This is a genomic window from Deinococcus soli (ex Cha et al. 2016) (assembly GCF_001007995.1).
Taxonomy (GTDB): domain Bacteria; phylum Deinococcota; class Deinococci; order Deinococcales; family Deinococcaceae; genus Deinococcus; species Deinococcus soli.
In genome coordinates, this window is record NZ_CP011389.1 from 1,890,001 (window position 1) to 1,916,040 (window position 26,040).

The 26,040-nt window shown below is 71.9% G+C and carries 29 protein-coding genes (1 of these 29 only partly in view); 11 read left to right on the forward strand and 18 right to left on the reverse strand.

Features of this window, described 5'->3' with window-relative positions:
• On the reverse strand, positions 1-146 hold the beginning of the coding sequence (locus SY84_RS09395; RefSeq protein ID WP_046843797.1) for a polyphosphate kinase 2 family protein. The gene continues 655 nt to the left of window position 1, outside the view; 146 of the gene's 801 nt are visible here — the first part of the coding sequence; it begins with the start codon at positions 144-146; its stop codon lies beyond the left edge, outside the window.
• Positions 143-1,483 carry a pyruvate carboxyltransferase gene (locus SY84_RS09400; protein WP_046843798.1) on the reverse strand — a complete coding sequence of 447 codons (1,341 nt, stop codon included), beginning with the start codon at positions 1,481-1,483 and terminating at the stop codon, positions 143-145. Before SY84_RS09400 ends, SY84_RS09395 begins: the two co-directional genes overlap by 4 nt.
• 70 nt (positions 1,484-1,553) lie before the next feature.
• Here SY84_RS09400 and SY84_RS09405 point away from each other — a divergent pair, with 70 nt between their 5' ends.
• Positions 1,554-2,780: a citrate synthase gene (locus SY84_RS09405; RefSeq protein WP_046843799.1), complete on the forward strand. Its 1,227-nt coding sequence runs from the start codon at positions 1,554-1,556 to the stop codon at positions 2,778-2,780.
• On the opposite strand, the gene SY84_RS09410 is transcribed toward SY84_RS09405, so the two are convergent.
• Both SY84_RS09410 and SY84_RS09415 read right to left on the reverse strand, forming a co-directional pair.
• Positions 2,777-3,607: an ATP-grasp domain-containing protein gene (locus SY84_RS09410; RefSeq protein ID WP_046843800.1), complete on the reverse strand. Its 831-nt coding sequence runs from the start codon at positions 3,605-3,607 to the stop codon at positions 2,777-2,779. The two genes, SY84_RS09405 and SY84_RS09410, sit on opposite strands and share 4 nt — an antisense overlap.
• Before the next feature lie 46 nt (positions 3,608-3,653).
• Positions 3,654-4,835, reverse strand: a complete 1,182-nt coding sequence (locus tag SY84_RS09415; RefSeq protein WP_046843801.1) for an MFS transporter — start codon at positions 4,833-4,835, stop codon at positions 3,654-3,656.
• 94 nt (positions 4,836-4,929) lie between these two features.
• On the opposite strand from SY84_RS09415, the gene SY84_RS09420 reads away from it, so the two are divergent.
• Both SY84_RS09420 and galE read left to right on the forward strand, forming a co-directional pair.
• Positions 4,930-6,042, forward strand: coding sequence for a LacI family DNA-binding transcriptional regulator (locus SY84_RS09420; protein ID WP_046843802.1), 1,113 nt, complete (start codon positions 4,930-4,932; stop codon positions 6,040-6,042).
• A 20-nt stretch (positions 6,043-6,062) separates the two neighbouring features.
• Positions 6,063-7,055, forward strand: coding sequence for a UDP-glucose 4-epimerase GalE (gene galE, locus SY84_RS09425; protein WP_046843803.1), 993 nt, complete (start codon positions 6,063-6,065; stop codon positions 7,053-7,055).
• A 41-nt stretch (positions 7,056-7,096) separates the two neighbouring features.
• Here the strand turns inward: galE and SY84_RS09430 are convergent, their stop codons facing one another.
• Positions 7,097-7,753, reverse strand: a complete 657-nt coding sequence (locus SY84_RS09430; RefSeq protein ID WP_046843804.1) for a TetR/AcrR family transcriptional regulator — start codon at positions 7,751-7,753, stop codon at positions 7,097-7,099.
• 133 nt (positions 7,754-7,886) lie between these two features.
• Here SY84_RS09430 and SY84_RS09435 point away from each other — a divergent pair, with 133 nt between their 5' ends.
• Both SY84_RS09435 and SY84_RS09440 read left to right on the forward strand, forming a co-directional pair.
• Entirely contained in the window at positions 7,887-8,708 is an 822-nt protein-coding gene (locus tag SY84_RS09435) for an SDR family NAD(P)-dependent oxidoreductase (protein ID WP_046843805.1), read from the forward strand.
• Between the two features lie 53 nt (positions 8,709-8,761).
• A complete protein-coding gene (locus tag SY84_RS09440) occupies positions 8,762-10,099 on the forward strand; it encodes a M20/M25/M40 family metallo-hydrolase (RefSeq protein WP_046843806.1) in 1,338 nt (445 codons plus the stop codon).
• A gap of 52 nt (positions 10,100-10,151) precedes the next feature.
• On the opposite strand, the gene SY84_RS09445 is transcribed toward SY84_RS09440, so the two are convergent.
• The 8 genes from SY84_RS09445 to SY84_RS09480 all read right to left on the reverse strand — a co-directional run bounded on the left by SY84_RS09445 (position 10,152) and on the right by SY84_RS09480 (position 16,616).
• On the reverse strand, positions 10,152-10,829 hold the full coding sequence (locus tag SY84_RS09445) for an SDR family oxidoreductase (protein ID WP_046843807.1): 678 nt from the start codon (positions 10,827-10,829) through the stop codon (positions 10,152-10,154).
• An 83-nt stretch (positions 10,830-10,912) separates the two neighbouring features.
• On the reverse strand, positions 10,913-12,148 hold the full coding sequence (locus tag SY84_RS09450) for a M24 family metallopeptidase (protein ID WP_046843808.1): 1,236 nt from the start codon (positions 12,146-12,148) through the stop codon (positions 10,913-10,915).
• Positions 12,149-12,374: 226 nt separating this feature from the next.
• The gene (locus tag SY84_RS09455; protein WP_046843809.1) at positions 12,375-12,827 is read right to left on the reverse strand and encodes a hypothetical protein; all 453 of its coding nucleotides are present in this window, start codon (positions 12,825-12,827) and stop codon (positions 12,375-12,377) included.
• Between the two features lie 268 nt (positions 12,828-13,095).
• A complete protein-coding gene (locus tag SY84_RS09460) occupies positions 13,096-13,647 on the reverse strand; it encodes an HD domain-containing protein (protein WP_046843810.1) in 552 nt (183 codons plus the stop codon).
• A 103-nt stretch (positions 13,648-13,750) separates the two neighbouring features.
• A complete protein-coding gene (locus tag SY84_RS09465) occupies positions 13,751-14,308 on the reverse strand; it encodes an HNH endonuclease (RefSeq protein ID WP_046843811.1) in 558 nt (185 codons plus the stop codon).
• Positions 14,309-14,513: 205 nt separating this feature from the next.
• The gene (locus tag SY84_RS09470; protein WP_081424558.1) at positions 14,514-15,197 is read right to left on the reverse strand and encodes a MarC family protein; all 684 of its coding nucleotides are present in this window, start codon (positions 15,195-15,197) and stop codon (positions 14,514-14,516) included.
• 77 nt (positions 15,198-15,274) lie between these two features.
• Positions 15,275-15,985, reverse strand: a complete 711-nt coding sequence (locus SY84_RS09475; protein WP_245621306.1) for a hypothetical protein — start codon at positions 15,983-15,985, stop codon at positions 15,275-15,277.
• A gap of 238 nt (positions 15,986-16,223) precedes the next feature.
• Positions 16,224-16,616, reverse strand: coding sequence for a Fur family transcriptional regulator (locus SY84_RS09480; RefSeq protein ID WP_046843812.1), 393 nt, complete (start codon positions 16,614-16,616; stop codon positions 16,224-16,226).
• 145 nt (positions 16,617-16,761) lie between these two features.
• On the opposite strand from SY84_RS09480, the gene SY84_RS09485 reads away from it, so the two are divergent.
• From SY84_RS09485 to SY84_RS09495, 3 genes are all read left to right on the forward strand, one after another.
• On the forward strand, positions 16,762-17,682 hold the full coding sequence (locus SY84_RS09485) for a biotin--[acetyl-CoA-carboxylase] ligase (RefSeq protein WP_046843813.1): 921 nt from the start codon (positions 16,762-16,764) through the stop codon (positions 17,680-17,682).
• Between the two features lie 31 nt (positions 17,683-17,713).
• Entirely contained in the window at positions 17,714-18,298 is a 585-nt protein-coding gene (locus SY84_RS09490; RefSeq protein WP_046843814.1) for a biotin transporter BioY, read from the forward strand.
• 191 nt (positions 18,299-18,489) lie between these two features.
• Positions 18,490-19,191 carry a hypothetical protein gene (locus SY84_RS09495; protein ID WP_157882945.1) on the forward strand — a complete coding sequence of 234 codons (702 nt, stop codon included), beginning with the start codon at positions 18,490-18,492 and terminating at the stop codon, positions 19,189-19,191.
• A 54-nt stretch (positions 19,192-19,245) separates the two neighbouring features.
• On the opposite strand, the gene recA is transcribed toward SY84_RS09495, so the two are convergent.
• Genes recA through SY84_RS09510 form a run of 3 tightly spaced genes read right to left on the reverse strand, consistent with a single transcriptional unit; the run spans position 19,246 to position 22,240 of the window.
• On the reverse strand, positions 19,246-20,310 hold the full coding sequence (gene recA, locus SY84_RS09500; RefSeq protein WP_046843816.1) for a recombinase RecA: 1,065 nt from the start codon (positions 20,308-20,310) through the stop codon (positions 19,246-19,248).
• Positions 20,307-21,032: an RNA 2',3'-cyclic phosphodiesterase gene (thpR, locus tag SY84_RS09505; protein WP_046845097.1), complete on the reverse strand. Its 726-nt coding sequence runs from the start codon at positions 21,030-21,032 to the stop codon at positions 20,307-20,309. The genes recA and thpR overlap by 4 nt, the downstream gene beginning before the upstream one ends.
• On the reverse strand, positions 21,029-22,240 hold the full coding sequence (locus SY84_RS09510) for a CinA family nicotinamide mononucleotide deamidase-related protein (protein ID WP_046843817.1): 1,212 nt from the start codon (positions 22,238-22,240) through the stop codon (positions 21,029-21,031). The genes thpR and SY84_RS09510 overlap by 4 nt, the downstream gene beginning before the upstream one ends.
• 280 nt (positions 22,241-22,520) lie before the next feature.
• Here SY84_RS09510 and SY84_RS15900 point away from each other — a divergent pair, with 280 nt between their 5' ends.
• From SY84_RS15900 to SY84_RS09525, 3 genes are all read left to right on the forward strand, one after another.
• Entirely contained in the window at positions 22,521-23,228 is a 708-nt protein-coding gene (locus tag SY84_RS15900; protein ID WP_052751098.1) for a phospholipase A2, read from the forward strand.
• Between the two features lie 172 nt (positions 23,229-23,400).
• The gene (locus tag SY84_RS09520; RefSeq protein WP_052751099.1) at positions 23,401-24,618 is read left to right on the forward strand and encodes a sensor histidine kinase; all 1,218 of its coding nucleotides are present in this window, start codon (positions 23,401-23,403) and stop codon (positions 24,616-24,618) included.
• Complete coding sequence (locus tag SY84_RS09525) at positions 24,615-25,241, forward strand: response regulator (protein WP_046843818.1); 627 nt, start codon at positions 24,615-24,617, stop codon at positions 25,239-25,241. Before SY84_RS09520 ends, SY84_RS09525 begins: the two co-directional genes overlap by 4 nt.
• Here the strand turns inward: SY84_RS09525 and SY84_RS09530 are convergent, their stop codons facing one another.
• Both SY84_RS09530 and SY84_RS16915 read right to left on the reverse strand, forming a co-directional pair.
• Positions 25,242-25,571 (reverse strand): four-helix bundle copper-binding protein, encoded by a 330-nt coding sequence (locus SY84_RS09530; RefSeq protein ID WP_046843819.1) that lies wholly within the window; start codon positions 25,569-25,571, stop codon positions 25,242-25,244. It abuts the gene before it with no gap.
• Positions 25,572-25,627: 56 nt separating this feature from the next.
• Positions 25,628-25,942 (reverse strand): GNAT family N-acetyltransferase, encoded by a 315-nt coding sequence (locus SY84_RS16915; protein ID WP_245621307.1) that lies wholly within the window; start codon positions 25,940-25,942, stop codon positions 25,628-25,630.
• Positions 25,943-26,040: the final 98 nt, after the last annotated feature.

Sequence of the window (26,040 nt, forward strand, 5' to 3'; positions counted from 1 at the left end):
CGCTCCTGCCATTCGGCGAGGCCCTCCAGGAGCTCGTCGGTGAGGTCCTTCCCCTCGTCCTTGCTGAGTCCGCCGTCGTCGTCGGTGTGCCAGTCCTTCAGGCGGACGCTCTTGCCGGGTTTGACGCGGTACTGGTCGGGGTTCATGCCCCGGAGCGTACCACCGGCCCCCCGGCACTCAGCTTGAGGGCTCGTTCAGCAATCTCCTCCCACTCCACGGCGGTCTGGCGGCCCGCGTCGAACTCGGCGGTCAGGGATTCGTGCAGCGCGCGTAGGCCCGCATGGTCCTTGCCCAGTTCGGTGCCGGTGTGCTGGCGGATCAGGAAGATCAGGCCCGCCACGCCGCTGTCCTTCGTCAGGGACAGGTCGAGCGGGCGGCCCAGCAGGGCGGGCACGTTGAACGGCGCGTACATCGGCCAGAACTTGTTCAGTCCGTCCGCGTGAATGCCCGCGCGGGTGCGGTGCGCGTCCCGCCCGAACAGCGGGTACTTGGCCGGGACGCCCTGCCCCAGCGTCTCGTACAGGTCGTTCAGGTCGTTCAGCACCGTGAAGTCCGCGTCGCCTGTCAGGCCCAGCCCGCTCAGGTGCAGCACTACACCCTCCAGCGGTGCGTTCCCGGTGCGTTCCCCCTTGCCGAGTAGCGTACCGTTGATCGCCGCGCATCCGGCCAGGACCGCCGCGAGGCTGTTCGCCACGACGAGATGCGTGTCGTTGTGAGGGTGGAACTCCAGCGATTCGGCGCTCAGTCCGGCGGCGCGCAGTTCGCGGATCATGCGCGGCACGCTGCGGGGCCACGCCGCTCCCTCCAGCGGGAGGCCGACGCCCATGGTGTCGCACACGCGGAACTTCGGCGCCTGCGAGGCGGGGAAGGGCGCGGCGAGGGTCTGCACGGCCTCCACGAACGGGAGGATGAACTCGCGCGGCGCGCGGGTGGCGTCCTCCAGGTGGAGCCTCGGGCGCAGGCCCGCGTCCAGCACAGCCTGCACGGCGTCAAGGTACGTGCGCGCCGCCTGGGCGCGGCCGCCCGGCGTGAACTTGTGGAAGGTGTGGTAATCGCTGGCACTGGCGAGCATGCCGGTCTCGCGCACGCCCAGCCCGGCGACCAGTTCGGCGTCCCTGCGGGTGGCGCGGATCCAGGTGGTGGGCTCGACCGGGTGCCCGCCGCGCCAGCGTTCCAGGGCACCCTCCAGCATGGCGCGGTCGGCGGGGCGGTACACGAAGAACTCCGCCTGCCTCAGCGCGCCGCTGCTCCCCGTGAAGCGGCCCATCAGGTCGTAGATCCGCAGGCCCGCCTCAGTCGTCAGGGGCAGGCCGCCCTGCTGCCCGTCGCGGTGCGTGGTCTCGGTCGTCCAGGCCTGGGCAGGCAGAGAAGCAGGTCGCTCGTCGCCCTCCCAGATCACCTGCGGGAACGCGTCCGCCGGGAACGCGGCGGGGAAGAGGTCGGGCGTCGGCACGTCACGCACAGCGGGGGTGTCCTGGGTCATGGCTGCACGTTAGTCCCGCATCATCAATGTCGTCAATCTTGATTCTGGAATCAATGTTAGGCTGAATGGCATGACCGCCTCCCTGACGACCGCGCAGGCCTGCGAGCAGCTGGGCGTGAAACCCGCCACGCTGTACGCCTACGTCTCCCGCGGCCTGATCCGCAGCGTTCCCGGCCCATCCGGCACCCGGCAGCGCCGCTACGACGCGGGCGACGTGCAGGCCCTCGCCGGGCGGCAGGCCACCCGCCGCGACCCGCAGGCGGGCGTGCAGGCCGCCGTGCAGGGCAGCCTCGACGGGCTGCGCGCGGGGGGTGCCGGGGGCGTGACGCCCATCCTCGACAGCGCCCTGACCCGAATTGAGGACGGCGGGCTGGCCTACCGGGGCGTGGACGCGCTGGGCCTCGCCGACACGGCCACCGTCGAGGAGGTCGCCGCGCTGCTGTGGACCGGCGACCCCGGCACGCGGCCCGCGCTGCCGCTGCGCGCCCGATTGAACCTCACCCGCCACCCGCGCGCCGACACGCCCCTGGAAGCGCTGGGGTACGCGCTGACGTACGCGGGCGCGCACGACCCGGACGCCCTCGACACCCGCCCGGTAACCGGTCCCCGGCAGGCCGCGCGCATCCTGACGCTGCTGCACGCCACCGCCGAACGACACGCCCGTCTGCCCCCCGCGCCGGACCTGCCGCTGCACGCCCGGCTGGCCCGCACCTGGGGCCGCCCGGACGGCGCGGACCTGCTGCGCCGCGCGCTGATCCTCCTGGCCGATCACGAACTGAACGTCAGCGCCTTCACCGCCCGTGTCACGGCCAGCGGCGGCGCCAGCCTCGCGCACTGCACCCTGGCGGCGTTGAGTGCCCTCCAGGGACCCCGGCACGGCCTGGGCGCGCTGCACGCCCACGACCTCCTGAGTGCCGCCCTGAACGGCGACGCCCGCGCAGCCCTGCGCGACGCCACCCGCCGCTTAGGGCACGCGCCGGGCTTCGGGCACGCCCTCTACCCGCATGGCGACCCGCGCGCCCGCGCACTGCTGGACGCCCTAAACGCGCAGTTCCCCGATCATCCCGTCACGCGCGCCACCCACGCGGTCATCCGCGCGCACGCGGGGGACACCGCCGAACTCCCCAACGTGGACCTGGCGCTGGCCGCGCTGACCCTCGTGCTGGGCCGCCCTGCCGGGGACGCCGTGACGCTGTTCGCGCTGGCCCGCGCGACCGGCTGGCTGGCCCACGCGCTGGAAACCCGCGCCGGGGGGCAGTTCATCCGCCCCCGCGCCCGCTACGTCGGCCCGGCCTAGCCCCGGATCTGGGTCATCAGCCGACGGGCCAGCAGCGGCCGGATGGCAGCGGGAAAGCCACTCAGGCCCGGCACGTCGTTCGTCTCCAGCAGGGAGAAGCGCCCCGCGCGGTCTTCCAGGAAATCCAGGCCCAGGATGTCCGCGCCCAGGTGCGCCATGGCGGCGCGGGTGTACCCGGTCAGTTCAGCGGGCAGATCGGTGAGGGTGTACTCCTGCGTGTCCCGGTTGGCCTTCCACGACCCGCTGCGGCGCGCCATGCCCCAGATCTCGTTGCCGACGGCGAGGCAGCGCAGGTCGCGCACGTAGTCCACGAAGGGTTCCAGGGTCACGTAATCGTCGGCGGTCCAGGCGAGATCGCGTAGGTCCGCCCAGTCCTCGCGGGTGCGGACCAGCGCCTTGCCGTATCCGGCGTGATAGTTCCCGACCTTCAGGACAGCCGGGGGAGCAGGCTCGGTGTGGTCCAGCAGGGCGCCGCCCAGCACGATCTCCTGCGGCAGCATCGGCATCCCGATGGCCTGCATCTCGGCGCGCATGGACAGCCGGTCGAAGCCGCGTTGCAGCGTCGCCGCTGGATTGACGCAGGGCGTGCCCGTCAGGCGGATCAGATCAAGGACTACCCGGTGCCGGGGCTCCGGGCGGATCGCCCCGACGCGCCACAGCACGCCGTCCACGCGGGTGCGGCCCTGCTCGTCCAGCAGGTACAGCGCGTTCCCGCTGACCTGCCACTGCGCGGTCTGGAGGCGGCAGCGGCGCACCGAGGCGCCGGGGAAGTGGTCAGCCCAGTCGCGCTCTCCGTTCACGATCACCACGGTCGGACGTGCAGTCATGGGCGCAGCATAGTGACTACATCGCCCGGTCGGGACCGCAGCCTTGTTACCGGCGGATCAGGGCGAAGGCGCGTCCGCCGAGCAGGGTGATCAGTGCGGCGCTGCCCAGGGCGATGCCCAGCGCCCAGGTGAGGCCGACGTGGTCGGCGACGAAGCCGATGGCGGGCGGCCCCAGCAGGAAGCCACCGTACCCGATGGCGGCGACGGCGGCGATGCCGCGCCCGGCGAGGGCGTGTCCGGCGGTGCCGTACATGACGGGGACGACGTTGCTCAGGCCCAGGCCGGACAGCGCGAAACCCAGCGTGGCGGGGATCGGGTCGCGCCACAGCAGCGCCACGGCAAGGCCGATGGCAGTGACGAGGGAGCCGATGCGGACGATCTGCTCGTCGCCGAGGCGGGCGCGGCCCAGGTCGCCGAACCAGCGGCCCAGGGTCATGGTGGCCACGAACGCGGCGTAGCCGAGTCCGGCGGCGCCGCCGGGGACGCTCAGGACGTCACGGAAGTACAGCGCGGCCCAGTCGTAGTTGGCGCCCTCGGCGAGCATGCCCAGGAAGCACAGCAGGCCCAGCAGCAGGACCGGGAGGGTCAGCACCGGGCCCGCTGGGGTGGCGGTGGTCTGGGTGTCGTTCTGCGGGGTGTCCCCGGCGGGGTCGGGGATCAGGAGGCGCAGCGTGACGGCGGCCAGCAGGAGGGTCGTGGCGACCACGAGACCGGCGTGCAGGGGGATGGACACGCGGCCGATCAGGAGGCTGCCGGCCCCGGCGCCGAGCAGGCTGCCCAGGCTGAAGTAGGCGTGCAGGCGGCTCATGATCGGGCGGCCCAGGGTGCGTTCGACCGTGACGCCCTGGGCGTTCATGGCGACGTCCATGACGCCGTTCGCGGCCCCCAGGATCGCCAGCGCGGCGATCAGGGTGGGGAGGCTGGGCGCGAGGACGGGCAGCAGCAGGCTGAGGAGGAACAGCACGGTGGCGACGCGGGTGACGGGGGCGCTGCCCCAGCGGGCGATCCAGCGGCCCACGAGGCTCATGCTGGTCACGGCGCCGATGCCGCTGGCGAGCAGGGCCACACCGATTTGCGCGGGGGTGAGGTCCAGGCCGTCGCGCACGCCGGGGATGTTCACGGCCCAGGTGGCGAACACGGCGCCGTTCACCATGAAGACGGTGTTCAGCGCGCGGCGGGCGGCCTCGGCGCGGGGCTGGATGGTGGTGGCGGGGGCGGCGGTGGTCATGCGGAACCTCGGGGGTGGAGGGAGGGCGCGGCGGTGGGGGCCATCAGCGATCTGAAACGATTCAGATCGGGTCTCTATACGCTACCATTCAGGCATGCCCCCCGCCAAGCCAGTCCCCACCGGGCCGCGCGCCGCCAGCCGACCCACCCTGCGGGACGTGGCGCGCACGCTGGGCGTCAGCGTCGCCACCGTCAGCAACGCCTACAACCGCCCGGACCAGCTCAGCGAGGACCTGCGCGACCGCATCCTGGCCGCCGCGCGCGACCTGGGCTACCAGGGCCCCGATCCCCTCGCGCGCAGCCTGCGCCGGGGCCGGACCGGCGTGCTGGGCGTCGTGTACGACGCGCCGCTGGACTACGCCTTCGCCGACCCGGCCGCCGCGCTGTTCCTCGGCAGCGTCACCCGCGCCGTGCAGGACCGCGACCTGAACGTCCTGCTGCTCGCCGCGCCGCACGACCCGCAGGCCGACGCGACCCTGGCCGTGCGCAACGCCAGCGTGGACGGCTTCATCGTGTACTGCGCCGCCGAGGGCAGCCCCCTGCTGCGCGCCGTGCTGGACCGCGCCCTGCCCACCGTGCTCGTCGATCAGGACCCGCAGGCGGGCAGCGCCCACGTCGGCATCGACGATGCCGGGGGCGCGCGGGCGGCCGCCGCTCACCTGCTGGACCTCGGGCACCGGCAGCTGGGCGTGCTGTGCCTGGAACTCGCCGACGACCGCCACCGGGGGGCGGTCAGCCCCGCGCGCGAAACGCGGGTCGCGTACCGCACCACCGCGCAGCGCATCCGCGGCTACCGCGCCGCCATGGCCGCCCACCCGGACGCCACGCTGCACCTGATGGAAGCCGGGCAGAACACCCCCGCCGACGGCGAGGCCCTGACGCTGGACCTGCTGCGTGCCCACCCGGAGGTCACGGGCGTCGTGTGCATGAGTGACGTCCTCGCGCAGGGGGCGCTGCGGGCCGCCGCCACCCTGGGCCTGCGCGTCCCCGGGGACCTCAGCGTGATCGGCTACGACGACCTGCCCAGCTCCGGCGCGCTGAACCTCACCACCGTCTGGCAGCCCACCCCGGACAAGGGCGCGGCGGTGGGTGCGGCCATCCTCGCCCTGCTGGACGGCCAGGAACCCGCCCCGGTCACCCTCCCGACCCGGCTGGTCGTGCGCGGGAGCACCGCCCCACCCAGCCTGCCTGCCGGCTCACCCGCCTGAAGCGCGCTACCCTGACCCCCATGAAGATTCTGGTCGTGGGTGGCGCGGGGTACATCGGGTCTCACACGGTGCGGCAGCTGCGCCGCGCCGGGCACGAGGTCGTCGTGTTCGACAACCTGTCGAGCGGGCACGCCGAGGCCCTCCCCGCCGACGTGCCCCTGGTGCGCGGCGACCTGCTCGACGCGGACGCCGTGCGCGCCGCCCTGAGCGCCCACCAGCCCGACGCCGTCATCCACTTCGCCGCGCTGATCGAGGTGGGCGAGAGCATGCGCGCCCCGGCCCGCTACTACCGCAACAACGTGGTGGGCAGCCTGAACCTCCTCCAGGGCATCGTGGAGACCCGCAAGATCCCGCTGGTGTTCTCCTCGACGGCCGCCGTGTACGGCACCACCGACCTCGTGCCCATCCCCGAGAACGCCGCCATGCAGCCCGAGAGCGTGTACGGCGAGACGAAACTCATGACCGAGCACATGATCCACGCGTTCCACACCGCGCACGGCCTGCCGTACACGGTACTGCGCTACTTCAACGTGTGTGGCGCCGCGCCCGAGGGCGACATCGGCGAGGCGCACGCCGGCAAGAGCCACCTGATCGAGATGGCCGCCCTGACCGCCCTGGGCCAGCGCGAGAAGATGCTGATCTTCGGGGACGACTACCCCACCCCCGACGGCACCTGCATCCGCGACTACGTGCACGTGCAGGACCTCGCCGACGCGCACGTCCTGGCCGTCGAAGCCCTGCTGAGCGGGCAGCGCCAGGGCGGCACCTTCAACGTCGGCCTGGGGCGCGGCTTCAGCGTCAAGGAGGTCCTGGACACCGTGGACGAGGTCGTCGGCACGCCCCTGAACCGCGAACTCGCCCCGCGCCGCGCCGGGGACCCCCCCCGCCTCGTGGCGGACGCCACCCGCATCCGCGAGGAACTCGGTTTCAAGCCGCAGTTCACGGACCTGAAGGACATCGTGCAGACCGCCTGGAACTGGCACAAGGGCCACCCGCACGACTTCAGAAAATGAGTTGAATGGGGTCAGGGGGAGGCGGTTGGCCTCTCCCTGTTTCACGTCTCCTGTTCGGTGCTCAGGCCGGTGATCAGGGCGGTCAGGGCGTCGGGCAGCGCGGTGTCCAGGCGGAGGTGCAGCGCGCCCAGCGGGGAGTCGCGCAGGGCCTCGCGCACGGCGGGCGAGGGGTCGCTCATGGGTTGCAGGCCCGCGATGAGCGCCTGGGTGTAGGTCAGCAGCCGGGCGGGGGCGTCGCCGCGCAGGCCAGGCAGCGCGCGCTGGAGGCGGGGCGCGGTGGCGCTCAGGTGCGCCGCGACGCGGGTCTTGTGGGCGTGGGCGCGCGCGGCGCTGATGTTGTGTTCCAGGATGCCCGCCAGGAGTGGGATCAGCCGGGTGAGGTCCGGGTGGGCCAGGGTGAGGCTGCCCAGGGTGCGGGCCAGGGTGGCGGGGGTGTGGGTGCCGCCCAGGTCGAGGTGGCGGTTCAGGTCGCGGAAGAAGTCGTCCAGCAGGTCCTCGTACAGGCTGAGGAAGAGGTCCTCCTTGCTGGGGAAGTACGCGAACAGCGCGGCCTTAGTGAGGTGAACCTGTTCGGCGATGGCGTTCAGGGTGAGGTCGGGGTAGCGGTGGGTCTGCCACAGGGTGCGGGCAGCCGTGAGGATCTGCGCGCGGCGTTCCTGTTTCGCGGCGTCGCTGCGGGCGCGCACTTGGGTAACCATAGGTTAATTATAACTGAAGGTCTGACAGGGGGGCTTGTGGAAGATAACGGCTGGCGACTCTTGAAAGGCTGACTACGGGTAACTAATCTCTAGTTACCGGCGGTTGCTTAAGTGTTCCGCCAGAGGAGCCCCCATGACCCAGCCCGCCCCCACGACCCGGCCTGCCCCCAGCACCGCCCTGATCACCGGCGCCAGCAGCGGCATCGGCGAACAGATCGCCATGGCACTCGCCGCGCGCGGCAGCCACCTCATTCTCGTCGCCCGCAGCGAGGGACCCCTGAACGCCCTGGCCGACACCCTCCGCACCCGGCACGGCGTGCAGGTCCACGTCCTCCCGCAGGACCTCACCCGGCCCCACGCCGCCCGCGACCTGCTCGACCGCACCCAGGCCCTGAACCTGAACGTGGACATCCTCGTGAACAACGCGGGCTTCGCCGACTACGGCGAATTCACCGAACTCGACGTCCAGAAGCAGCTCGACATGATCCAGGTGAACATCACCGCCCTGACCGAACTCACGCACGCGTACCTGCCCGGCATGCGCGCGCGGGGCCGGGGGCGCGTGCTGAACATCGCCAGCACCGCCGCGTTCCTCCCGGGGCCCCTGATGGCCGTGTACTACGCCACCAAGGCCTACGTCCTGAGCTTCAGCGAGGCCCTGCACGAGGAACTGCGCGGCACCGGCGTCAGCGTCACCGCCGCCTGCCCCGGCCCGGTCGAGACCGGCTTCCAGGCCGCCGCGAACATGGGCGGCAGCCGCCTGCTGCGCGACCGCCTGACCCGCGCCGCGATCCTCCCCGCCCGCGAGGTCGCCGCGCAGGCCGTCACCGCCATGCTGCGCGGTGAGGGCGTGCACGTGATCGGCACCGTCAACCGCCTCCAGACCCTGCTGCCCCGCCTGCTGCCCCGGCGCGCGGTGCCGCCCCTGATCCGCCGGGTGCAGGGCCAGCACTGACCCACGCCAGATGGCGCAGGCACACCGGGCCGGATTGCCGTACGCTGCCAGGGATGACCCACCCCGATCTCACGGCCCACATCGAGCGCGGCCTGCGTGACCTCGCCGACCTCGTCGCCATTCCCAGCGTCTCCGCCCAGGGCCGCCACCTGCCCGACGCCGCCCGGGCCGTGCAGACCCTCCTGGAAGCCGAGGGCTTCACCGTCCGGCAGTACCCCGGTCAGGTCGCCCCGATCCTCCTGGCGGAAGCGGGCGAGGGGCCCTTCACGCTGCTGATCTACAACCACTACGACGTGCAGCCCGAGGACCCCGCCGAGCTGTGGGACACCCCGCCCTTCACCCTGACCGAACGGGACGGCCGCCTGTACGGGCGCGGCGCCAGCGACGACAAGGGCGAACTCGTCTCCCGCCTCGCCGGCCTGCGCGCCCTGAAAGAGCAGCGCGGCGGTCAGCTGCCCCTGAAGGTCAAGTGGCTCATCGAAGGGGAAGAGGAGGTCGGCAGCCCCAGCCTCGAAGCGTTCATCGCCGGGCATGCCGCCGAACTGAAGGCCGACGGCGTCTGGTGGGAATTCGGCAGCATCACCCCCGAGGGCCGCCCCGTGCTGTACGCGGGCCTGAAGGGCATCATCTGCGTGGAACTCCGCTGCCGGGTCGCCGCGAGCGACCTGCACAGCAGCAACGGTGCGGTCGTGGACAACCCCCTGTGGCGCCTCGCCGCCGCCGTCGCCTCCTTACGCGGCCCCGACGGCACCGTCCTGATTCCCGGCTTCCATGACGACGTCCGCCCGCCCAGCCAGGCCGACCTGGACGCCATCGCCGCCCTGCCCGGCACCGGCGAGGCGCTGCGGGGCACCTACGACGTGACCCGCACCCTGGGGGACGGCAGCGAGTACCACACCCGCCTGAACCTCAAACCTGTCGTGAACGTCAACGGCTTCCACGGCGGGTACGAGGGCCAGGGCAGCAAAACCGTCCTACCGGCCGAAGGCATGGTGAAACTCGACTTCCGCCTCGTCCCCGACCAGCACCCCGACCGCATCGTGGAACTCCTGCGCGCCCACCTTGACACGCAGGGCTTCAATGACATCGAGATCGTTGAGCTCGAAAGCCACCAGCACCCCGCCCGCAGCGACCTCAACCACCCCTTCGTGAAAACGGCCGTGCAGGTCGCCCGTGACGTCCATGGCCAGGAGCCCATCCTCAACCCCAGCAGTGGCGGCAGCGGCCCCATGCACCCCTTCATGCAGCACGTCGGCGCGCCCGTCATCGCCCTGGGCATCGGCAACATCGGCGGACGCGTCCACGCCCCCAACGAGAACATCCTCCGCCGCGACTTCGACAACGGCATCCGCTACGCCGCCGCGCTCATGGCCGCCCTGGCCGACGGGTAAATGGAGAAGTGACGCGCTGAACGGGAGGCTCAGCGCGTCACTGCCGTCCAGTTCAGGTGTCGGGGTAGACCTTGATCTCGGTGATGTGCGCCCGGTCGGGGCGGGTCAGGGCGTGGGCGACGCTCTTGGCGAGGCCGCGCGGGTCGATCATGCTGTCCCAGCTCATGCCGGCGTCGCGGTTGGCTGGCGTGTCGATGGCGCCCATGGGGTACAGGACCATGCCGCGCACGCCCTTGCCCTTGAGTTCGTCGTGGAGGCTCAGGACGTAGGAGGCGACGGCGGCCTTGCTGGCGGTGTACAGCGCGGCCTTGGGGCCGCTGAGGCGCGCGGCCTGCCCGGCGCTGACGCCCATGATCAGGCCGTCTTTCTGCCTGAGCATGTTGGGCAGGACGCCCTGGACGGCGTGGAAGAGGGTGCGCATGTTCGCGTCGAACATGGCGTTGTAGTCGTCCTCGGTGGCTTTCTGGGCGTCCTGCATGGCCCAGGTGCCGACGGTGTGGATCAGGGTGTCCACCTTGACCTTGCGCAGCGCCTCGATGCTGGAGGGGTCGCGCAGGTCCAGGTCGAGGACCTCCGTGGCGGGGAAGCGGTCGGCGGCCCGCGCGAGGCTCTCGCCGCGCCCGACGAGGACCATCTGCGCGCCCGCGTCGTCGAGTTCCTGTGCTATCGCGGTGGCCAGCGCGCCGCCCGCACCCGTGAGCATGATCGTGGAGGAGCCGAGGTTCGCCATGCCCCCAGGGTAGCGGTTCGGGCGTGGGGGGCACGCGCAAGCCTGAGGGAAGCTTTAAGGCGGCCTCATGCGGCAGGTTCGGGTCAGTCCTGCCCGTACGCGCGGGCGCGGACCTGCGCCCAATCGCCCTCGCCGAGGATGAACGGCGCGGCCTGCGTGTGTGGCGTGACGCGCGGCCCGGTCTGCGGGTCGAGATACACGTCGATCTCGCTGCGGATGCCGAAACCCTGCGCGGCGGGGTACGTGCCGGGTTCGATGGTGACGGCCAGTCCGGGCGTCAGGGTGCGGGTGTCGCGCGTCTCGTAGTCGTCGAGGTTCGCGCCCGCCCCGTGGATACTCACGCCCAGGTCGTGCCCGGTGCGGTGCAGGAAGTACGGCTCCCACTCGGGGCCCATGGCGTCGCGCGCGGCGCGGTCGGCCATCCAGCCCTGCACCTCGCCCCAGCCGGCGCGGGCGTACCCGTCCACAATCGTGCGCAGCGCGGCGTCGCGCGCGGCGACCACGGCCGCCCAGGCGCTCTGGTACGCGGGGGTGGGCTGCCCGGCGTACCCGACCCAGGTGACGTCCGCGAAGGGGCGGCCCGGTTCCTGCGCCCACAGGTCGATCAGCACGCACTCGCCGCCCCTCAGGGTGGCGTGGCGTTCGGGGCTGGGTTCGTAGTGGCTGTCGGCGGCGTTCACGCCGAAACTCACGTTCACGGCGTGCCCGGCCTGCATGCCCGCCGCCTCGATCTGCCGCATGATCACCGCCTGCGCGTCCAGTTCCGTCACGGGCTGCCCGGCCCGCAGGCGCTCGTGGATCAGGCGAAACGCGTCGTCCTTCGCCTGCATCAGCACCGCCACGGCCCGCTCGTGCGCGGCCAGATCGTCGGCACTCCACGCCAGGAACGACTGGAGCAGATCGGCGCTGGTGTGGATCTCGGCGGCCCCGGCGGCCCGCACCCGCTCGACCGTCCCGGCGTCCACGCGGCTCACGTACGGCACCGCGCCATTCGGGCTGTACTCCATGGCGATGGTCCGCCCGGCGACCACGGTGCGCAGCGCGGCGTCGAGTTCCGCGTGTGACCCGAACGCCCGGCGCTCGGCGTTCCAGCCCCGCGTGATCTCACCCCAGGTGCCGCCCTCGATGTGGTTGTGCAGCACGGCCGCCTGCCCGCTGCGCGGCACCCACACGAAGAACCGCCGCGTCAGGAACGCCTCTTTCGGAAGGCTCAGCACGGTGCGGGCGTGCGGGTTGAGGCCCTGGAAGTCGTACACCAGCCAGCCGTCCAGGCTGGTCGCGGCGAGGGCCTGCTGCATACGCGTGATCGGCGAGGTCATGCCGCCCAGGGTACCGCCCGGTGCGGGCCGGGCAGTCGGCTGGCACGGACACCCGCGCCAGCAGTCGCGCGCCGCCCCTCCGGGAACAGGAGGCGCGGCGCTGGAAGGACTGAAGAGGTCTGGACGTGAGGCTACGATGGGGGATCACCCACCTGTGTCCTGATACGTACTCTGCGCAAGAAAGGTTTCCGGCGTGTCAGCCCGTCGCCGTCCCATCCGGGGGCGGTTACCGGTACCGGGCGAAGGCGTCGCGGCTGGCGTAGTTCTGCCGCCCGCTGCCGTCCGTGAACTGCGTCAGTGCCTGCACGTCCAGGCGGCCCCGGGCAAAGTTCATGACCAGCGTGGTCGTCGCGAAGCCCTTGGCGTACACGGCGGTCGCCGTGAAGTGGTTACTGTCACTGACGGTCGTGCCGTACGTGACCATCTGGGCGCTGCCCCAGTCGCAGTCGTTCGGGTGGCAGCGTCCGAAGACCTGCACGGTCATCTGCCCGCCCGCCGCACGGGTCACGTTCACACGGGTGATGCCACTGGTGGTCACGTTGCTGTTCACCCAGGTGCCCGTCATGTCCGCCGGGGCGGCCAACGCGCGCTGCGGGGCGATCAGCGCCCCCAGGCTCAGGGTCGCCAGGGCCAGCGCGGTCAGGGAACGGGGGGCGGCGGTCAGGGTGCGGGTGGTCATGATCGGATCTCCTGTGGGTCGTGAGCGGGGCGGGTGACCGGGGGCGGGCAATCGTCGGTGGACAGTCGCGGGTGGAGGGCCAGTCGGTCTCACCTCCTGCCGGTGGGGTTTCTGGCGTCTGGGACGCCTTCCCGTCTGGTGCCCCCACCGTACGTGCCCCCCCGTGAGCGGGCCATGATCGCCGCGCGTCAGCCGGGCATCAGGCATGATCGGCACGCGAAACGCCCGCCTGGATGCTGCGTCCAGGCGGGCGGGGCAGGGCAGAGGCTCAGCCGGGCTGAGGTTCCGGCTGCATGTCCTGCATGGCGCGCAGCACCCGCGTCATGTGCTCGTCCAGGTCCACGCCCAGTTCCCGCGCGCCCTGCTCGACCTCGTCACGGTTCACGCCCGCCGCAAACGCGCGGTTCCTGAAGCGCTTCTTCAGGCTGCTCAGTTCCACCTGCCGCACGTCCCTGTCCGGGCGGACGAGCGCGGCGGCCTGCACCAGCCCGGTCAGTTCATCCACCGCGAACAGCGTCCGCGACAGCCGCGACTCACGCGGCGTTCCGGTGTACGCCGCGTGGCCCATGATCGCGTCCAGCACGGCAGGCGGCGTGTCCGTGTGCTCCCGAAGGAACGCCACGCCCCACGTCGGGTGCTCGTCCGGGTGCAGCTCGTAGTCGAAGTCATGCAGCAGCCCCGCCACGGCGTACAGCTCCTCGTCCTCGCCCCAGTGACGGGCGTAGGCGCGCATCGCGGCCTCCACGTTCAGCATGTGCCGCTGCAACGACACGCTGGGGGTGTGCCCCACCATCAGTTCGTACGCCTGATCCCGGTTCATGCCGCAGTCTAGAGGGTCGGAGGGTCGCAGAGTCTGGAGGTCCAGGCGTCACCAGCAGGACGCCCCTTCAGACGCTCAGACCCTCGCCCCTCGTACCCCCGCTTCAGCCGCCCAGGTAGCGGGTCCACTGGGGTTGCCAGTGGGCGAACTGCCCGTGGGCGTACACGCCGAAGGTGGGCGCGCGGGGGCGGGTGCGCAGGGGCATGGCGGCCTCCTCGGGGGTGCGGTTGCCCTTACGCTGGTTGCAGGCGCGGCACGCGGTGACGACGTTCTCCCAGGTGTGCCGCCCGCCGCGCGAGCGGGGCAGCACGTGGTCCATGGTGAGTTCCTCCGGCGAGCCGCAGTACTGGCAGGTGAAGGTGTCGCGGCGCAGCACGTTGCGGCGGTTGAACGGCACCGGGTGCACGCGCGGGCGGCGCACGTAGCGGCGCAGGCGGATCACGCTGGGGACCGGCATGACCGTGCTGGGCGAGCGGACCACGTCGTCGCTGTCTTCCAGGATTTCCGCCACGCCGTACTGCACGAGCGTGATGGCCCGCTTGGCGCTGGTGACGTGCAGCGGCTCGTAGGACGCGTTCAGCACCAGCACCCGCGGCGCGTTCAGGTCAGCGGCGACCCGAGGTCTTCGGTTGGTGTCCGGCACGTCCTTTCTGGAAGTCATGTCCGGATTCTAAGCCGCGCCTGCCAGGGGATTGTTGCGCTGACACGCTTAGTTCACCCTGGGAATCGGGTGCGGCGAATGGCGTACCTCATACGGACTGCCGTCTGTTTCGTTCACAGCCTGGAATTTCACCGGGTTGCCAACGCCACGCCCGGAACCCGTTTCGCTCCCACTCTGCGGGGCAGTTCTACGAGCAGCGTCCGTATCAGGCCAGTCCGGCGGCGCGCAGCAGGCCGGTGCCGGTCTTCAGGCCGCCGCGCAGCAGTTCCAGGACGCCGTCCGCGACGTACTGCACGGCCAGCGCGCCCAGCAGCACGCCCAGCACGCGCGTGACCACGTGCACGCCGGTCAGGCCGATCACGCGCGCGATCTGCCCGGACAGGCGCAGCGCGAGGTAACACAGCAGCAGCACCACGCCCGTCACGAGGAACACGGCGGTCAGCAGCAGCGGCGAGCCGTGCGCGTCCCCCGCGAGGATCATGATGCTCGCCAGCGTCCCCGGCCCCGCGATCAGCGGGATCGCCAGCGGGAAGACGCTGATGTCCTGCCGTTCCTGCGCCTCCTGTTCCTCCTCGGCGGTTTCCTTGCTGCCGCTGGGGCGCGCGAACACCATATCCAGCGCAATCAGGAACAGCAGGATGCCGCCCGCGATCCGGAATGAACTGAGGCTGATGCCCAGGTGCTCCAGCAGCGCCCGGCCGAACAGGCCGAACAGCAGGATGATGATCCCGGCGATCAGGCTGGCGCGCAGCGCCATGCGCCGCCGCTCGAAGCTGGGGCGGTTCCCGGCCAGCCCGATGAAGATCGGCGCCAGCCCGATCGGGTCCATGACCACGAGCATGGTCAGGAACGTCTGGAGGGCCAAGCTGGAGAGTTCCGCCACATTCACCGTCCGAGCGTACCATCCGCCCCCTGCGGCGCACGTCCCCCGGGTGGACGGTCACCGCCCGCTGGGAGGGCCGCCCCTCAGGGCTGGCGGGGACGGACGTTCAGCTCCAGTGTGCCACTGGCCGGGATGCGCTTCCCGCCTTGCGTGATCACGGCGTTCACGCCCGCCGTGTACGAGTTCACGGGCGTGGTCGGCAGGACCCGCACCGTGACCGTGAAGTCCTCGCCCGCATGCACCTGCGCGCGTGAGGTCGTCACGACCACGCCGGGCGTGCTGGCCGCGCCGCTCACCGTGAACAGCCCCGGGTGCGTCTGACGGGTGTACCCGCCCACGCGGGCCGTCAGGGTCCGCTCGGTGCCCGCCGCGAGCGCCAGCGCGCTGATGCTCTCGCCCCGCTGCCCGCTGACCACCTCGGAGATCACCACGTACCCACCCGCACACCCGGTGCGGCGCAGCCCGCCGATGTCCTGTGCGCCCACGAACAGCGCGGGCATCAGGGACGCCACGACCAGCCCCAGGCCCAGCGCCGCCCGGGCGGGCTGCCGCCAGTGCCGCGCCGTGAACGCCAGCCCACCCGGGCCCAGCAGCAGCGGCACCAGCAGCGCCAGGATGGTGTGCCCCTCGCAGGGGTTCGTGAGCAGGGCGCCGCCCACGCCCCGCACCGCGAAGGTCAGCGCCGCGCCCAGCCCCCAGCCCAGCAGGAAGGTCGGCAGGAACGAGCGGGCGGTGTACACCGGGAATTCCGGAGCGTCAGGCTGCGCGGGGGGCTGGATGGGCGGCACGGTCACCCGCGCAGCGTACCGCCCCCGGCCCAGGCAAGGCGTCCCGCACCCCACCGCAAAGCCCCCCCTCGGCCTGCACGGAGCGGGGGAGGAGGGCAGATCCAGTTCTTCATACGGACTCCGGTTGAAAGGTTTGCAAAAACTTTCAACCCGAGCGGAGCGAGCAGGAGAAAAACGGGTTCCGGGCGTGGAGTTAGCAACCCGGTGTGGTTCCGGGTTGTTAACGCAACAGACGGAATCCGTATCAGTTCTGCGTCTGGCAGGTGGGGCACACGCCCATAAATTCCAGGCGCACGTCGGTCACCTGGAACCCGGCGGGCAGTGCCGAGGCGGGCACGGCCGGCACGTCCCCAGCGTCCACGTCGAAGATCGCGCCGCAACTGCGGCACACGGCGTGGTGGTGGGCGTCGCCCTCGTGCTTGTAGTCGTAGCGGGTGGCCTGCCCGGCGCGTTCCAGCGTCACGACCACACCGTCGCGCACCAGGGCGTCCAGGGTGCGGTACACGGTCCCCAGGCTCACGCTGGGCAGCTGTTCGCGCACCTGCGCGTGAATCCACGCGGCGTCCGGGTGGGACCGGGCCGCGCGCAGCACGTCGATCACCGCTGCCCGCTGCTTGGTCTGGCGCACCATCGTCATGCCCGCAGTCTAGCAAACGCCCCCTGACGCGCGGATGACGCGACGCACACAGTCTGGCGGGGCGGCGCGTCCCGGTATGCGGGTCACTTCGTTGCACCGGGTTCATTGCTTTCGTTCAGTCTGGCGCGTACAACACTGAACGACCATGCCCGAGCGCCTCCTGCCCCTCCTGACCACGCGACCCCAGACCGGGGACGCGCTGGGCGCGCGGCTGGGCGTGAACCGCGTGACGGTCAGCACCCTGGCCCGCCGCCTGCAGGACAGCGGGGTGCCCGTGCAGGTCAGCCGCGCCGGGTACGCCCTGCCCGCCGACGCCCCCAGTTCCTCGCAGGTCACGCCCACCGGACTGATGGGGGCCGCGCACCGCTACCACGGCACCGTGACGAGCACCCAGGACGCCCTGCGCGCCTGGGCCGACGATCCCCAGGACCCCGCCCCACACGGCGCGGTCCTGACCGCCGAGCGGCAGACCGCCGGGCGCGGGCGGCGCGGGCGCGCCTGGGACACCACGCACGGCACGCTGGTGTTCAGCGTCCTGCTGCGGCACGGTCCCGGCGGTGGCCCCCTGAGCCTCCCGCACCTGGCGCTGCTGCCCCTGGCGGCGGGCGTTGCGCTGGCCCGCGCCTCGGGCGTGGGCGGCCTGAAATGGCCGAACGACCTGCTCGCCCCGGACCGCCGCAAACTGGCGGGCGTCCTGCTGGAAGCCGACCTGCGCGGCGAGGAGGCCCGCCGCGCGGTACTGGGCATCGGCGTGAACGTCAGCGCCGCGCCGGACGGGGCCGCGCACCTGCGCGAGTTCCGCCCCGAGCTGACCCGCGCGGGACTGCTCACGGAGGTGCTGCGGGAACTGCACACCTGGCTGGACGCCCCGCCGCACGACGTGCTGCCCGCGTGGCGCGAGGCCAGCGTCACCCTCGGGCAGCCCGTGCGCGTGCAGACCCCGCAGGGCCCCGTGGACGGCACCGCCCTCGACCTCGACCCCAGCGGCAGCCTGATCGTCCAGACGCCCGCCGGACCCCTCACCGTCGGCGCGGGCGACGTGCAACTCATCGGCTCCCTCACCTGACGCCCCCACCCCCACACCGGAGGACACCACCATGACCCTGACCCACCCCACCCTCGCCCGCCAGCTCGCCCCCACCCCCAGCCTTCTGCGTGACGTGCTGCTCGTCGTGGGCGGCGCCGCCTTCGTCGCGCTGCTCGCGCAGGCCGAGGTGCCCCTCAAGCCCGTCCCGCTGACCCTCCAGACGCTGGGTGTGCTGCTTGTGGGCGCCGCGCTGGGCTGGAAGCGTGCGCTGGCGGCGCTGGCCGTGTACGTCGCCGCCGGGGCCGCCGGACTGCCCGTCCTGGCAGGCGGGTCCGCCGGACTGATGAACGCCGCCGGGACCGGCCTGCGCGCCAGCATCGGCTACCTGTTCAGCTACCCGCTGGCCGCCGCCCTCGTCGGCTTCCTGGTGGAACGCTACGCGCTGGACCGCAAGTTCCTCGGCACCTGCCTCGCCATGCTCGCGGGCAGCGTCGTCATCTACGCCGTCGGCCTCCCCGTGCTGGGCGCCCTGACCGGCCTGAAGGGCGGCGCGCTCCTGACCGCCGGCCTGACCCCCTTCATCATCGGGGACACCATCAAACTGCTGCTGGCCGCGCTGCTGCTGCCCACCGCCTGGAAGATCATCCGCAAATAACCGGCACTCCGGACACGGCCCCCACCTTCACCCGGGTGGGGGCCGTCACCATGCCGCGCGGCGGCGTGTGGCGTGTCTCCCGTGCGGAGACCCGTGAGGCTGGCGTGCCCTCACTCTGCCGGGCGCGCGGCTGGGTGGGCATCCGCCGAAAGTGGCATCCGCGCGTAGGCCGGGCGGCGTACGCTGGGGCCGTGCGAAGGACAACGGTGGCGGTGTGGGCGGCCCTCCTGGGCGGCGTGGTGGGGGCGCAGGCGGACACGCCGGTGCTGCGCGGCACGCTGCCCGGCTGGGCGGGCGGGGTGGGTTCCGTGGGGGTGCTGCTGCCCTTCCCCGGCGGGGACGACCGCCGCATCCAGGCGGCGCGCGGGACGCTCGGCGCGGCGGGGGACCTGACGCTGGCGCTGCCCACCCCGGAACGGCTGGCAGGCGCCCTGGTGCCGCTCGCGGAGTGGCTGAACCTGGACCCGCTGGGCTGCGTGACCCGCAGCGGGAAGATCACGCTGGGCGACCCGGCGGCGCAGGTGTTCCCGCTGAACGAACTGCGCGTGGCCGTGTCCGGGCGGACATTCCCCAGCGTGGGCAGCATCGTGGGTGAGGACCTGTGGCAGCCCGCGACGATCCTGAACAGCGAGGTGGACCTGCTGGCCGGGCAGGCCGGGGCGGACGGCCGCCTGCGTTTCCAGCGGCTGGTGTTCAGCCCGGCGGACGTGACCGTCAGTGGCGAGGCCCGCTGCGTGCCGGAGCAGGCCATGCCCGAGCGGCTGACCGTGAACCTGCCCCTGCGCGCCGGGTGGAACGTCGTGCAGGAGGACGTGAGTTACATCAGCGAGGACGCCACGCGCGCCCTGACCCTCGCCCCTCCGGACACCGTGACCGTCTGGCAGGCCCAGTAGGTGCAGGAAAGAGGGGAGACCGTCAGGCTTCCCCTCTTCTGATGCTGCCTGCCGTTACTCGGCGACGGTGGGCACGGCGGCGAGCGGGTCGCGGCCTTCCTTGATCGCGCCGAGGACGCGGGTGCGGATCTCGGCTTCCATGTCGGGGCGTTCGGCGATGTACGCGATGGCTTTTTCCTTGCCCTGGCCGATACGTTCGTCGTTGTACGAGTAGAACGACCCGGCCTTCTTGATGATCTCCATGTCGCTGGCGAGCGTCACGAGGTCGCTGAGCTGGTCGAAGCCCTTGCCGTACATCAGGGTCAGTTCGACTTCCTTGAAGGGCGGCGCGACCTTGTTCTTCACGGTCTTGACCTTCACGGTGTTGCCGATGGCGTCGTTGCCCATCTTGACGGGCTGGCCGATCTTGCGGACGTCCAGGCGCACGCTGGAATAGAACTTCAGCGCGCGGCCCCCGGTGGTGGTTTCGGGGTTGCCGTACATCACGCCGATCTTCTCGCGCACCTGGTTGATGAAGATGGCGGCGGTGCCGGTCTTGCTGAGGATTGCGGTGAGTTTGCGCAGCGCCTGGCTCATCAGGCGGGCCTGCAGGCCGGGGAGGCTGTCGCCCATCTCGCCCTCGATTTCCGCGCGGGGCGTCAGGGCGGCCACGGAGTCCACGACGACGACGTCCACGGCGCCGCTGCGCACGAGGAGTTCCATGATCTCCAGCGCCTGCTCGCCGTTGTCGGGCTGCGACACGAGCAGTTCGTCGGTGTTCACACCCAGGCTGCGGGCGTACACGGGGTCCAGGGCGTGCTCGGCGTCAATGAACGCGCAGGTGCCGCCGGCCTTCTGGGACTGCGCGACGATGCTCAGAGCCAGGGTGGTCTTGCCGCCGGATTCCGGGCCGTAGATCTCGGTGATGCGGCCCTTGGGCACGCCGCCCACGCCCAGCGCGAGGTCCAGGCTCAGGCTGCCGGTGCTGACGGCCTGCACGTCGAGTTTGCTCTCGGCGCCGAGCTTCATGATGCTGCCCTTACCGAACGCCTTCTCGATCTGGCTCATGGCCGTCTCGATGGCCTTGGCGCGTTCCTTGGCGTCGGTGGGGGTGGCGGCGATGTCTTTTTCTTTGCTCATGGCGTCTCCTGGATAGCCTCGGCCGCAGCCGACTCGGGTGCGGGGGCGGGGGTGGCGGGGGTGCCGCGCAGGCGGAAGGTGCTGACGGTTTCGTGAATGGGGCCGGTCTTGCGCAGGATGCTGCGGTGCAGCCCGGCGCTCCCGGCCGTCCAGTGTTGAGGGAAGAGGATCGGGGGCACGCGCGGCGCCGGGCCCTTCTTGCGGGCCAGCGTGACGTGCGCCTTGAAGGGGAGGTCGTCGGTGCTCAGGCCGAGCGCCTGGATTTCTGCGCGCAGCGCGGCGGCCAGTTCGTTCAGGCCCTCGGCCTCGACCTTCACGAACCACACTCGGGGGCTGCCCTCGTTCGGGAAGTACCCGGTGCCGCGCAGCTTCAGGTGCAGCGGCGCGGCGTCCGTGAAGAGGCGTGTGCCGAGCTTCTTCAGGTCGTCCACCCGGTCGTGCGGCACGGCCGGGAGGTACGCCAGCGTGACGTGCATCTGGTCGGCGGGCACCGAGCGCCAGTTGCCGCGCAGTTTGCCCTGCGCCGCGACGAGCGCGGGCGTGACGTCCGCCGGGACGGGCAGCGCGAAGAAGAGGCGCTGGGTGGTGGGCGTGTGGGTGTCCGGCGCGCCGCGTCCCTTCCCGGCAGCGTTCGGGCCGGGCCGGGGGCCAGCTTTGGGTCCGGTCTTGTTGCCGGGCTGGCTGGTGGGACGGGCGGGTCGTTTCGGGCGGGGGTCGGTCATGGGGTCCATCCTGGCAGGGTGCGGGCCGCGAGGGCCAGCGCCGCGACTGCGGCGCGCTCGCGCAGCTGCGCCGGATTGCCCGGCCAGTTCACGCCCGCCACGGCCACCCGCGCGCCGTCACTCAGGGCGACGTGCGCGCGCCCGGCCCCCTCGCCCCCCGTGCTCACGACCACCGCAAGGCCCAAGTCGGCCCCCAGGTGCTCGCGCGCGCCAGCCGCCAGTTCCCGCGCGCCCGCCTCGCTGACCAGCCCGCTTTCCTGCAAGGTCACGGGGGTCAGGCCCAGCGTGATCAGGCGGCGGTGATCCTGCGTGACCGCCGCGTCCAGGAAACCCGGCTGCTCGGCCAGCAGGGTGCACAGCACGCCCGCGCTGCCCGCCTCGATCACGCCCAGGGTGCGCCCGGCCAGCGCGGCCTGCACGGTGCCCGCCAGGGTCTGGTCGTCCTCGCCCCAGGTCCACTCGCGTAGCAGTGTGCGCACCTCGTCCAGAACGGGGGTCAGCTGCCTGCGGGCGTCCTCGGAGGTGGGGGCGCTGGCCGCCACACGGACGTCCACGCCGGTCAGGCGGGCGTACGTGGCGACGCTGGGGTTCGCCTGCCGGGTCAGGTGACCCAGCCGCTCGGCGATCAGGCTCTCCCCGATCCCGTGCGTGTGGACGGTGACGTGCTCCAGCGCAGCCGTGGGCAGCGGCAGGCGCGGCAGCACCTGCTCGGCCCACATGCGCCGCATCTCGCGGGGCGGCCCGGGCAGCGCCGCGATCAGCTTCGGCTGCCCGTCCCAGGTGGTGCGGACGAACCAGCCCGGCGCGGTCCCGACCGGGTTGGGCAGCGCCTCGGCAGAGGGAATCAGCCACGCCTGCTTGCGGTTCGTGTCGGGCATGGCCCGGCCGCGCGCCTCGAACAGGCCGCGCAGGTGGCTCAGCTGGGCCTCGTCCACCTGCGGCGTCTCGTTCAGGGCGGCGGCGATGGCCTCGCGGGTCAGGTCGTCGTCGGTGGGCCCCAGGCCGCCGCCCAGCAGCAGCAGGTCGGCGCGGCCCAGCGCCAGTTCGATGGCGGCCCGCAGGCGATCCAGGTTGTCCCCGACGACGGTCTTGCGGTGCAGGGTCACGCCGCGCGCGCCCAGTTCACGGGCGAGGAACGCGGCGTTGCTGTCGACGATCTCGCCGAACAGCAGTTCCGTGCCTACACTGATGATTTCTGCTATGGGCATAACAACCTCACCGGAGTATAGGCCAAAGCGAAACTTGCGTCCACCCCTGATCTTCGCGCATGGGCCCCTGGTCCATCCACCCGAACCGGGTACATGAGGGCCAGCTCAAGACCCCTTCACCGGTCCCGCTGTCTTCCGGCAGTGGGCGCTCACGAGCCCCACACGTACGCTGAATCCAGCACCACAGCGCAAGCGTAACGCGCCCTACTGGCCGCCCCCTCAGGCTTCGCCGCCCGTCCCCTTTCCCCCTTCCCCGGAAGGAACCCCAGGAGGCACCCCCATGCGCACCCCCATCCTCGGCCTGCTGCTCCTCGGCACCCTGACCCTCGCCTCATGCGGCCAGAACGCCGCGCCCACCCAGCCCGACCAGGCCGCCAGCCCCAGCGCCCCCGGCGCCGCCCCCACCAACCTCAACGCCGATCAGCTCAGTGCCCTGCGTACCCGCATCGCTGACGTGCAACAGCTGCGGGACGACGTCAGGGCCGGCCGGGTCGCTGCCCCGCTCGACGACACCGGCGCGGCCCTCGACCTCGACGCCCTGCTCGGCGACCTCCAGGCCGACCTGAACGAGGGCCTCCAGCCCCAGCAGTTGCCCGCCCCTGACCTGAGCGCCCAGTGGGTGCCGTACTCCAGCGCCACCTACAAGAGCGTCGCCGCCAACAACGCCTTCCGCTCGCAGTACAACAGCCTGCGCGGCGCCTATCCCTCCTTCAACTGGTCGACTGACGGCTGCAGCGGCCCCTCGGGCTACACCGGCTGGAGCGACGAGTTCTACTGGCCCTGCCGCCAGCACGACTTCGGCTACCGCAACGCCCGGCACTACCCCAGCCTGATGAACGAGACCCACCGCCACTGGGTGGACGGGCAGTTCAAGCAGCACATGCAGACCGTCTGCGACGGTCTCGGCTGGCGCAAGTACCCCTGCTACGCCGCCGCGCAGGCCTTCTACACGGCCGTGTACTTCGGCGGGAAGGGCTCCTTCTACTGAACTGAACGGACCTCCCGGACAGCCGGGCCGCCCCTCCGCCCGAACAGGGGCGTGACCGGGCGGCCCGGCCCGGCTGGTTGCATCCACTCCGCCGCTTCCCCAGCGCGCGCTCCCGGTACAATCGCGACACACTCCAGCCTGCTGCGTCCCCCTGCCGTCCCGAGGAACGATCATGACCGTGTCGCCCGCCGCGTCCCCCGCGTACGCCCGCCCCCGCCGGTTCCCGAGTCTATTCGCCCACCTGCGCCCCGGGCCGCCCGACCCGGCGCGGGACATCCAGCGGATCGTCGTGATCACTAGCGTACTGGTGTGGTGCGCGCTGTCGCTGCACTCCTACCTGGTGGAACCCACCCGCGACCGCCTGAGCCCCACGGAAGTGAGCCAGTGGGCGCTGAGCAGCGTCAGTTTCCTGATCCTGTTCCTGCTGACCCAGGCGGGCCGCCCGACCCTCCTCCTGCTTGCCCTCCAGAGCGTTCTGGTCCTGACCGGCAACGCCCTGCTGCGCGGCAGCAGCGTGCAGGCGGGCCTACTCATCCTGATTGCCGCGCAGGTGGGCCTGCTGATCCCCTGGCGCTGGGCGCTGCTGTGGGTCGCGGCGCAGTCCGGCGCGCTGCTGCTGATCATGCTCGTCCACTGGAAGCACGACCTGGACGGTCTGGCCTTCAGCACCGGGTACCTGTGCTTCCAGATGTTCGCGGTGACCACCACCCGCACCGCCCTGCGGGAGATCCGCAGCCGCCACGCGCTGGCGCAGGTGGTGGATGAACTGCGCGCCACCCGCGCCCTGCTGGCCGACGCGAGCCGTCAGGCCGAGCGGCTCCAGATCTCCCGCGACCTGCACGACCTGCTGGGCCACCACCTGACCGCGCTGGGCATGCACCTGCAGGTCGCCGCGCACCTCCTGCCCCCCCACGCCCCGGCCCGACCCCACCTGCTCACCGCGCAGCAGGTAACAGGCGACCTGCTGGGCGACGTCCGCTCGGCCGTCCGGGGGCTACGGCACACGGCCTGCTGCGACCTGCCGACCGAACTGGCTGCCCTGAGTGCCGCCGCGCCCGTGCGCGTCCACCTGGACTGGGCACCGGACGTGCATGTGCACTGCCCCGTGCAGGCGCAGGTGCTGCTGCGCAGCGTGCAGGAGATCCTGACCAACGCCGCCCGCCACGCCCGCGCCACGCAGGTCTGGCTGACGGTCCACCGCGACGCGGGCACCCTGCACCTGCGCGCCCACGACGACGGCCCGCGCCGCCCGGCGGACCTGCGGTTCGGCTGTGGCCTGACGGGCATGCGCGAACGTCTGGAAAGCGTGGGCGGCACCCTGGACGTCCAGCTCAGCCCGGCGTGCGGCGTGACCCTGCACCTGACGCTGCCCGCGCGGGGGACCGCATGATCCGCGTCCTGCTGGTCGAGGACCAGACGCTGGTCCGCCAGGGCCTGCGCAGCATGCTGGCCCTGTCCGGCGACCTGCAGGTCATCGCGGAAGCCGAGGACGGCCTGCAGGCGCTGCACCTTGTCCCGGAACACCGCCCGGACGTCATGCTGCTCGACTACCGCATGCCGCACCTGGACGGCCTGGGCGTCCTGCGCGGCCTGAAGGCCCTGGGGGCGCTGCCCCCCACCCTGATCCTCACGACCTTCGACGACGACGACCTGCTCATCGAGGGCGCGCAGGCCGGGGCGCGCGGCTACCTCCTCAAGGACGTCTCGCTGGAGGTGCTCCTCCAGGCGGTCCGCACCGTGGCCGGTGGGGGCCGCTGGCTGCAACCCGTCACGCCCTCGCGCGTGCGCGGCCCCGATGCGGCGTCTCCCCCCGGGGAGGCCATTGCCCTCACCACCCGCGAGCAGGAGGTCCTGCGCCTGATGGCCGGCGGGTACAGCAACCGCGAGATCGCCGGGCTGATCACCACCACGGAGGGCACCATCAAGAGTTACGTGTCGAACATCCTCTCGAAACTCGGCGTGCGTGACCGCACCCGCGCGGTCCTGAAAGCCCTGGAGTATCGTCTGATCTGATCAGGCTGCCATCTTCCGGCAGATGTCCGCGCAGCGGCGGCAGGCCTGTGCGCAGCGCTGGCAGTGGTCGTGGTGGTGCTGGCCGCACTCGGCCGCGCAGGCCTCGCAGGCTGAAGCGCACAGCGCGCACGCCTGCGCGTGCAGCTCACTGCCGCGCATCAGCAGCCGCGCGGTCAGCGCGCACACGTCCGCGCAGTCCCGGTCCAGGCGGATGCAGGCGCGCATCATGTCGATGTCCGGTTCGGACAGGCACGCCGTGGCGCACGCCTCGCAGGCCGCCACGCAGTCAAGACAGGCGTCGATACATTCCCGGATCATGGCTTCGGTCATGCCCCACCGTGGCACCCACGTCCCGGCAGGGGATGGGAGCCGGATTCAGACCCCCTTCACGCCAGTGGCCGCTCGAAACACAGACTGTGCTCCACGCCCGCGTACACCCCGAAGTTCGGGACGCGCCGGAACCCCGCCCGCGTATGCAGCGTGATAGCGGCGTGCTGCCGGTCGCCGGTCTCCAGCACCAGCCGCGCAGACCCGAGCGCCCCGCCCCGCGTGACCAGGGCGTCCAGCAGCGCCCGCGCCGCCCCCGATCCGCGCGTGTCCGGCGTGACATACATGCGCTTCACCTCGGCAGTGTCCGCGTTCCAGCGTTTCAGCGCGCCACAGCCGATCAGCGTCCCGTTCCGCTCGGCAGCCACGAGCACGCCGCCCGTCCCCGTCAGCGCGGGTCGGCTGGGCTGACCTCCACGATCCGGACAGCTTGAGCGGTCATGCAACCCAGTGCAGCACGCGCCGCGCCGAG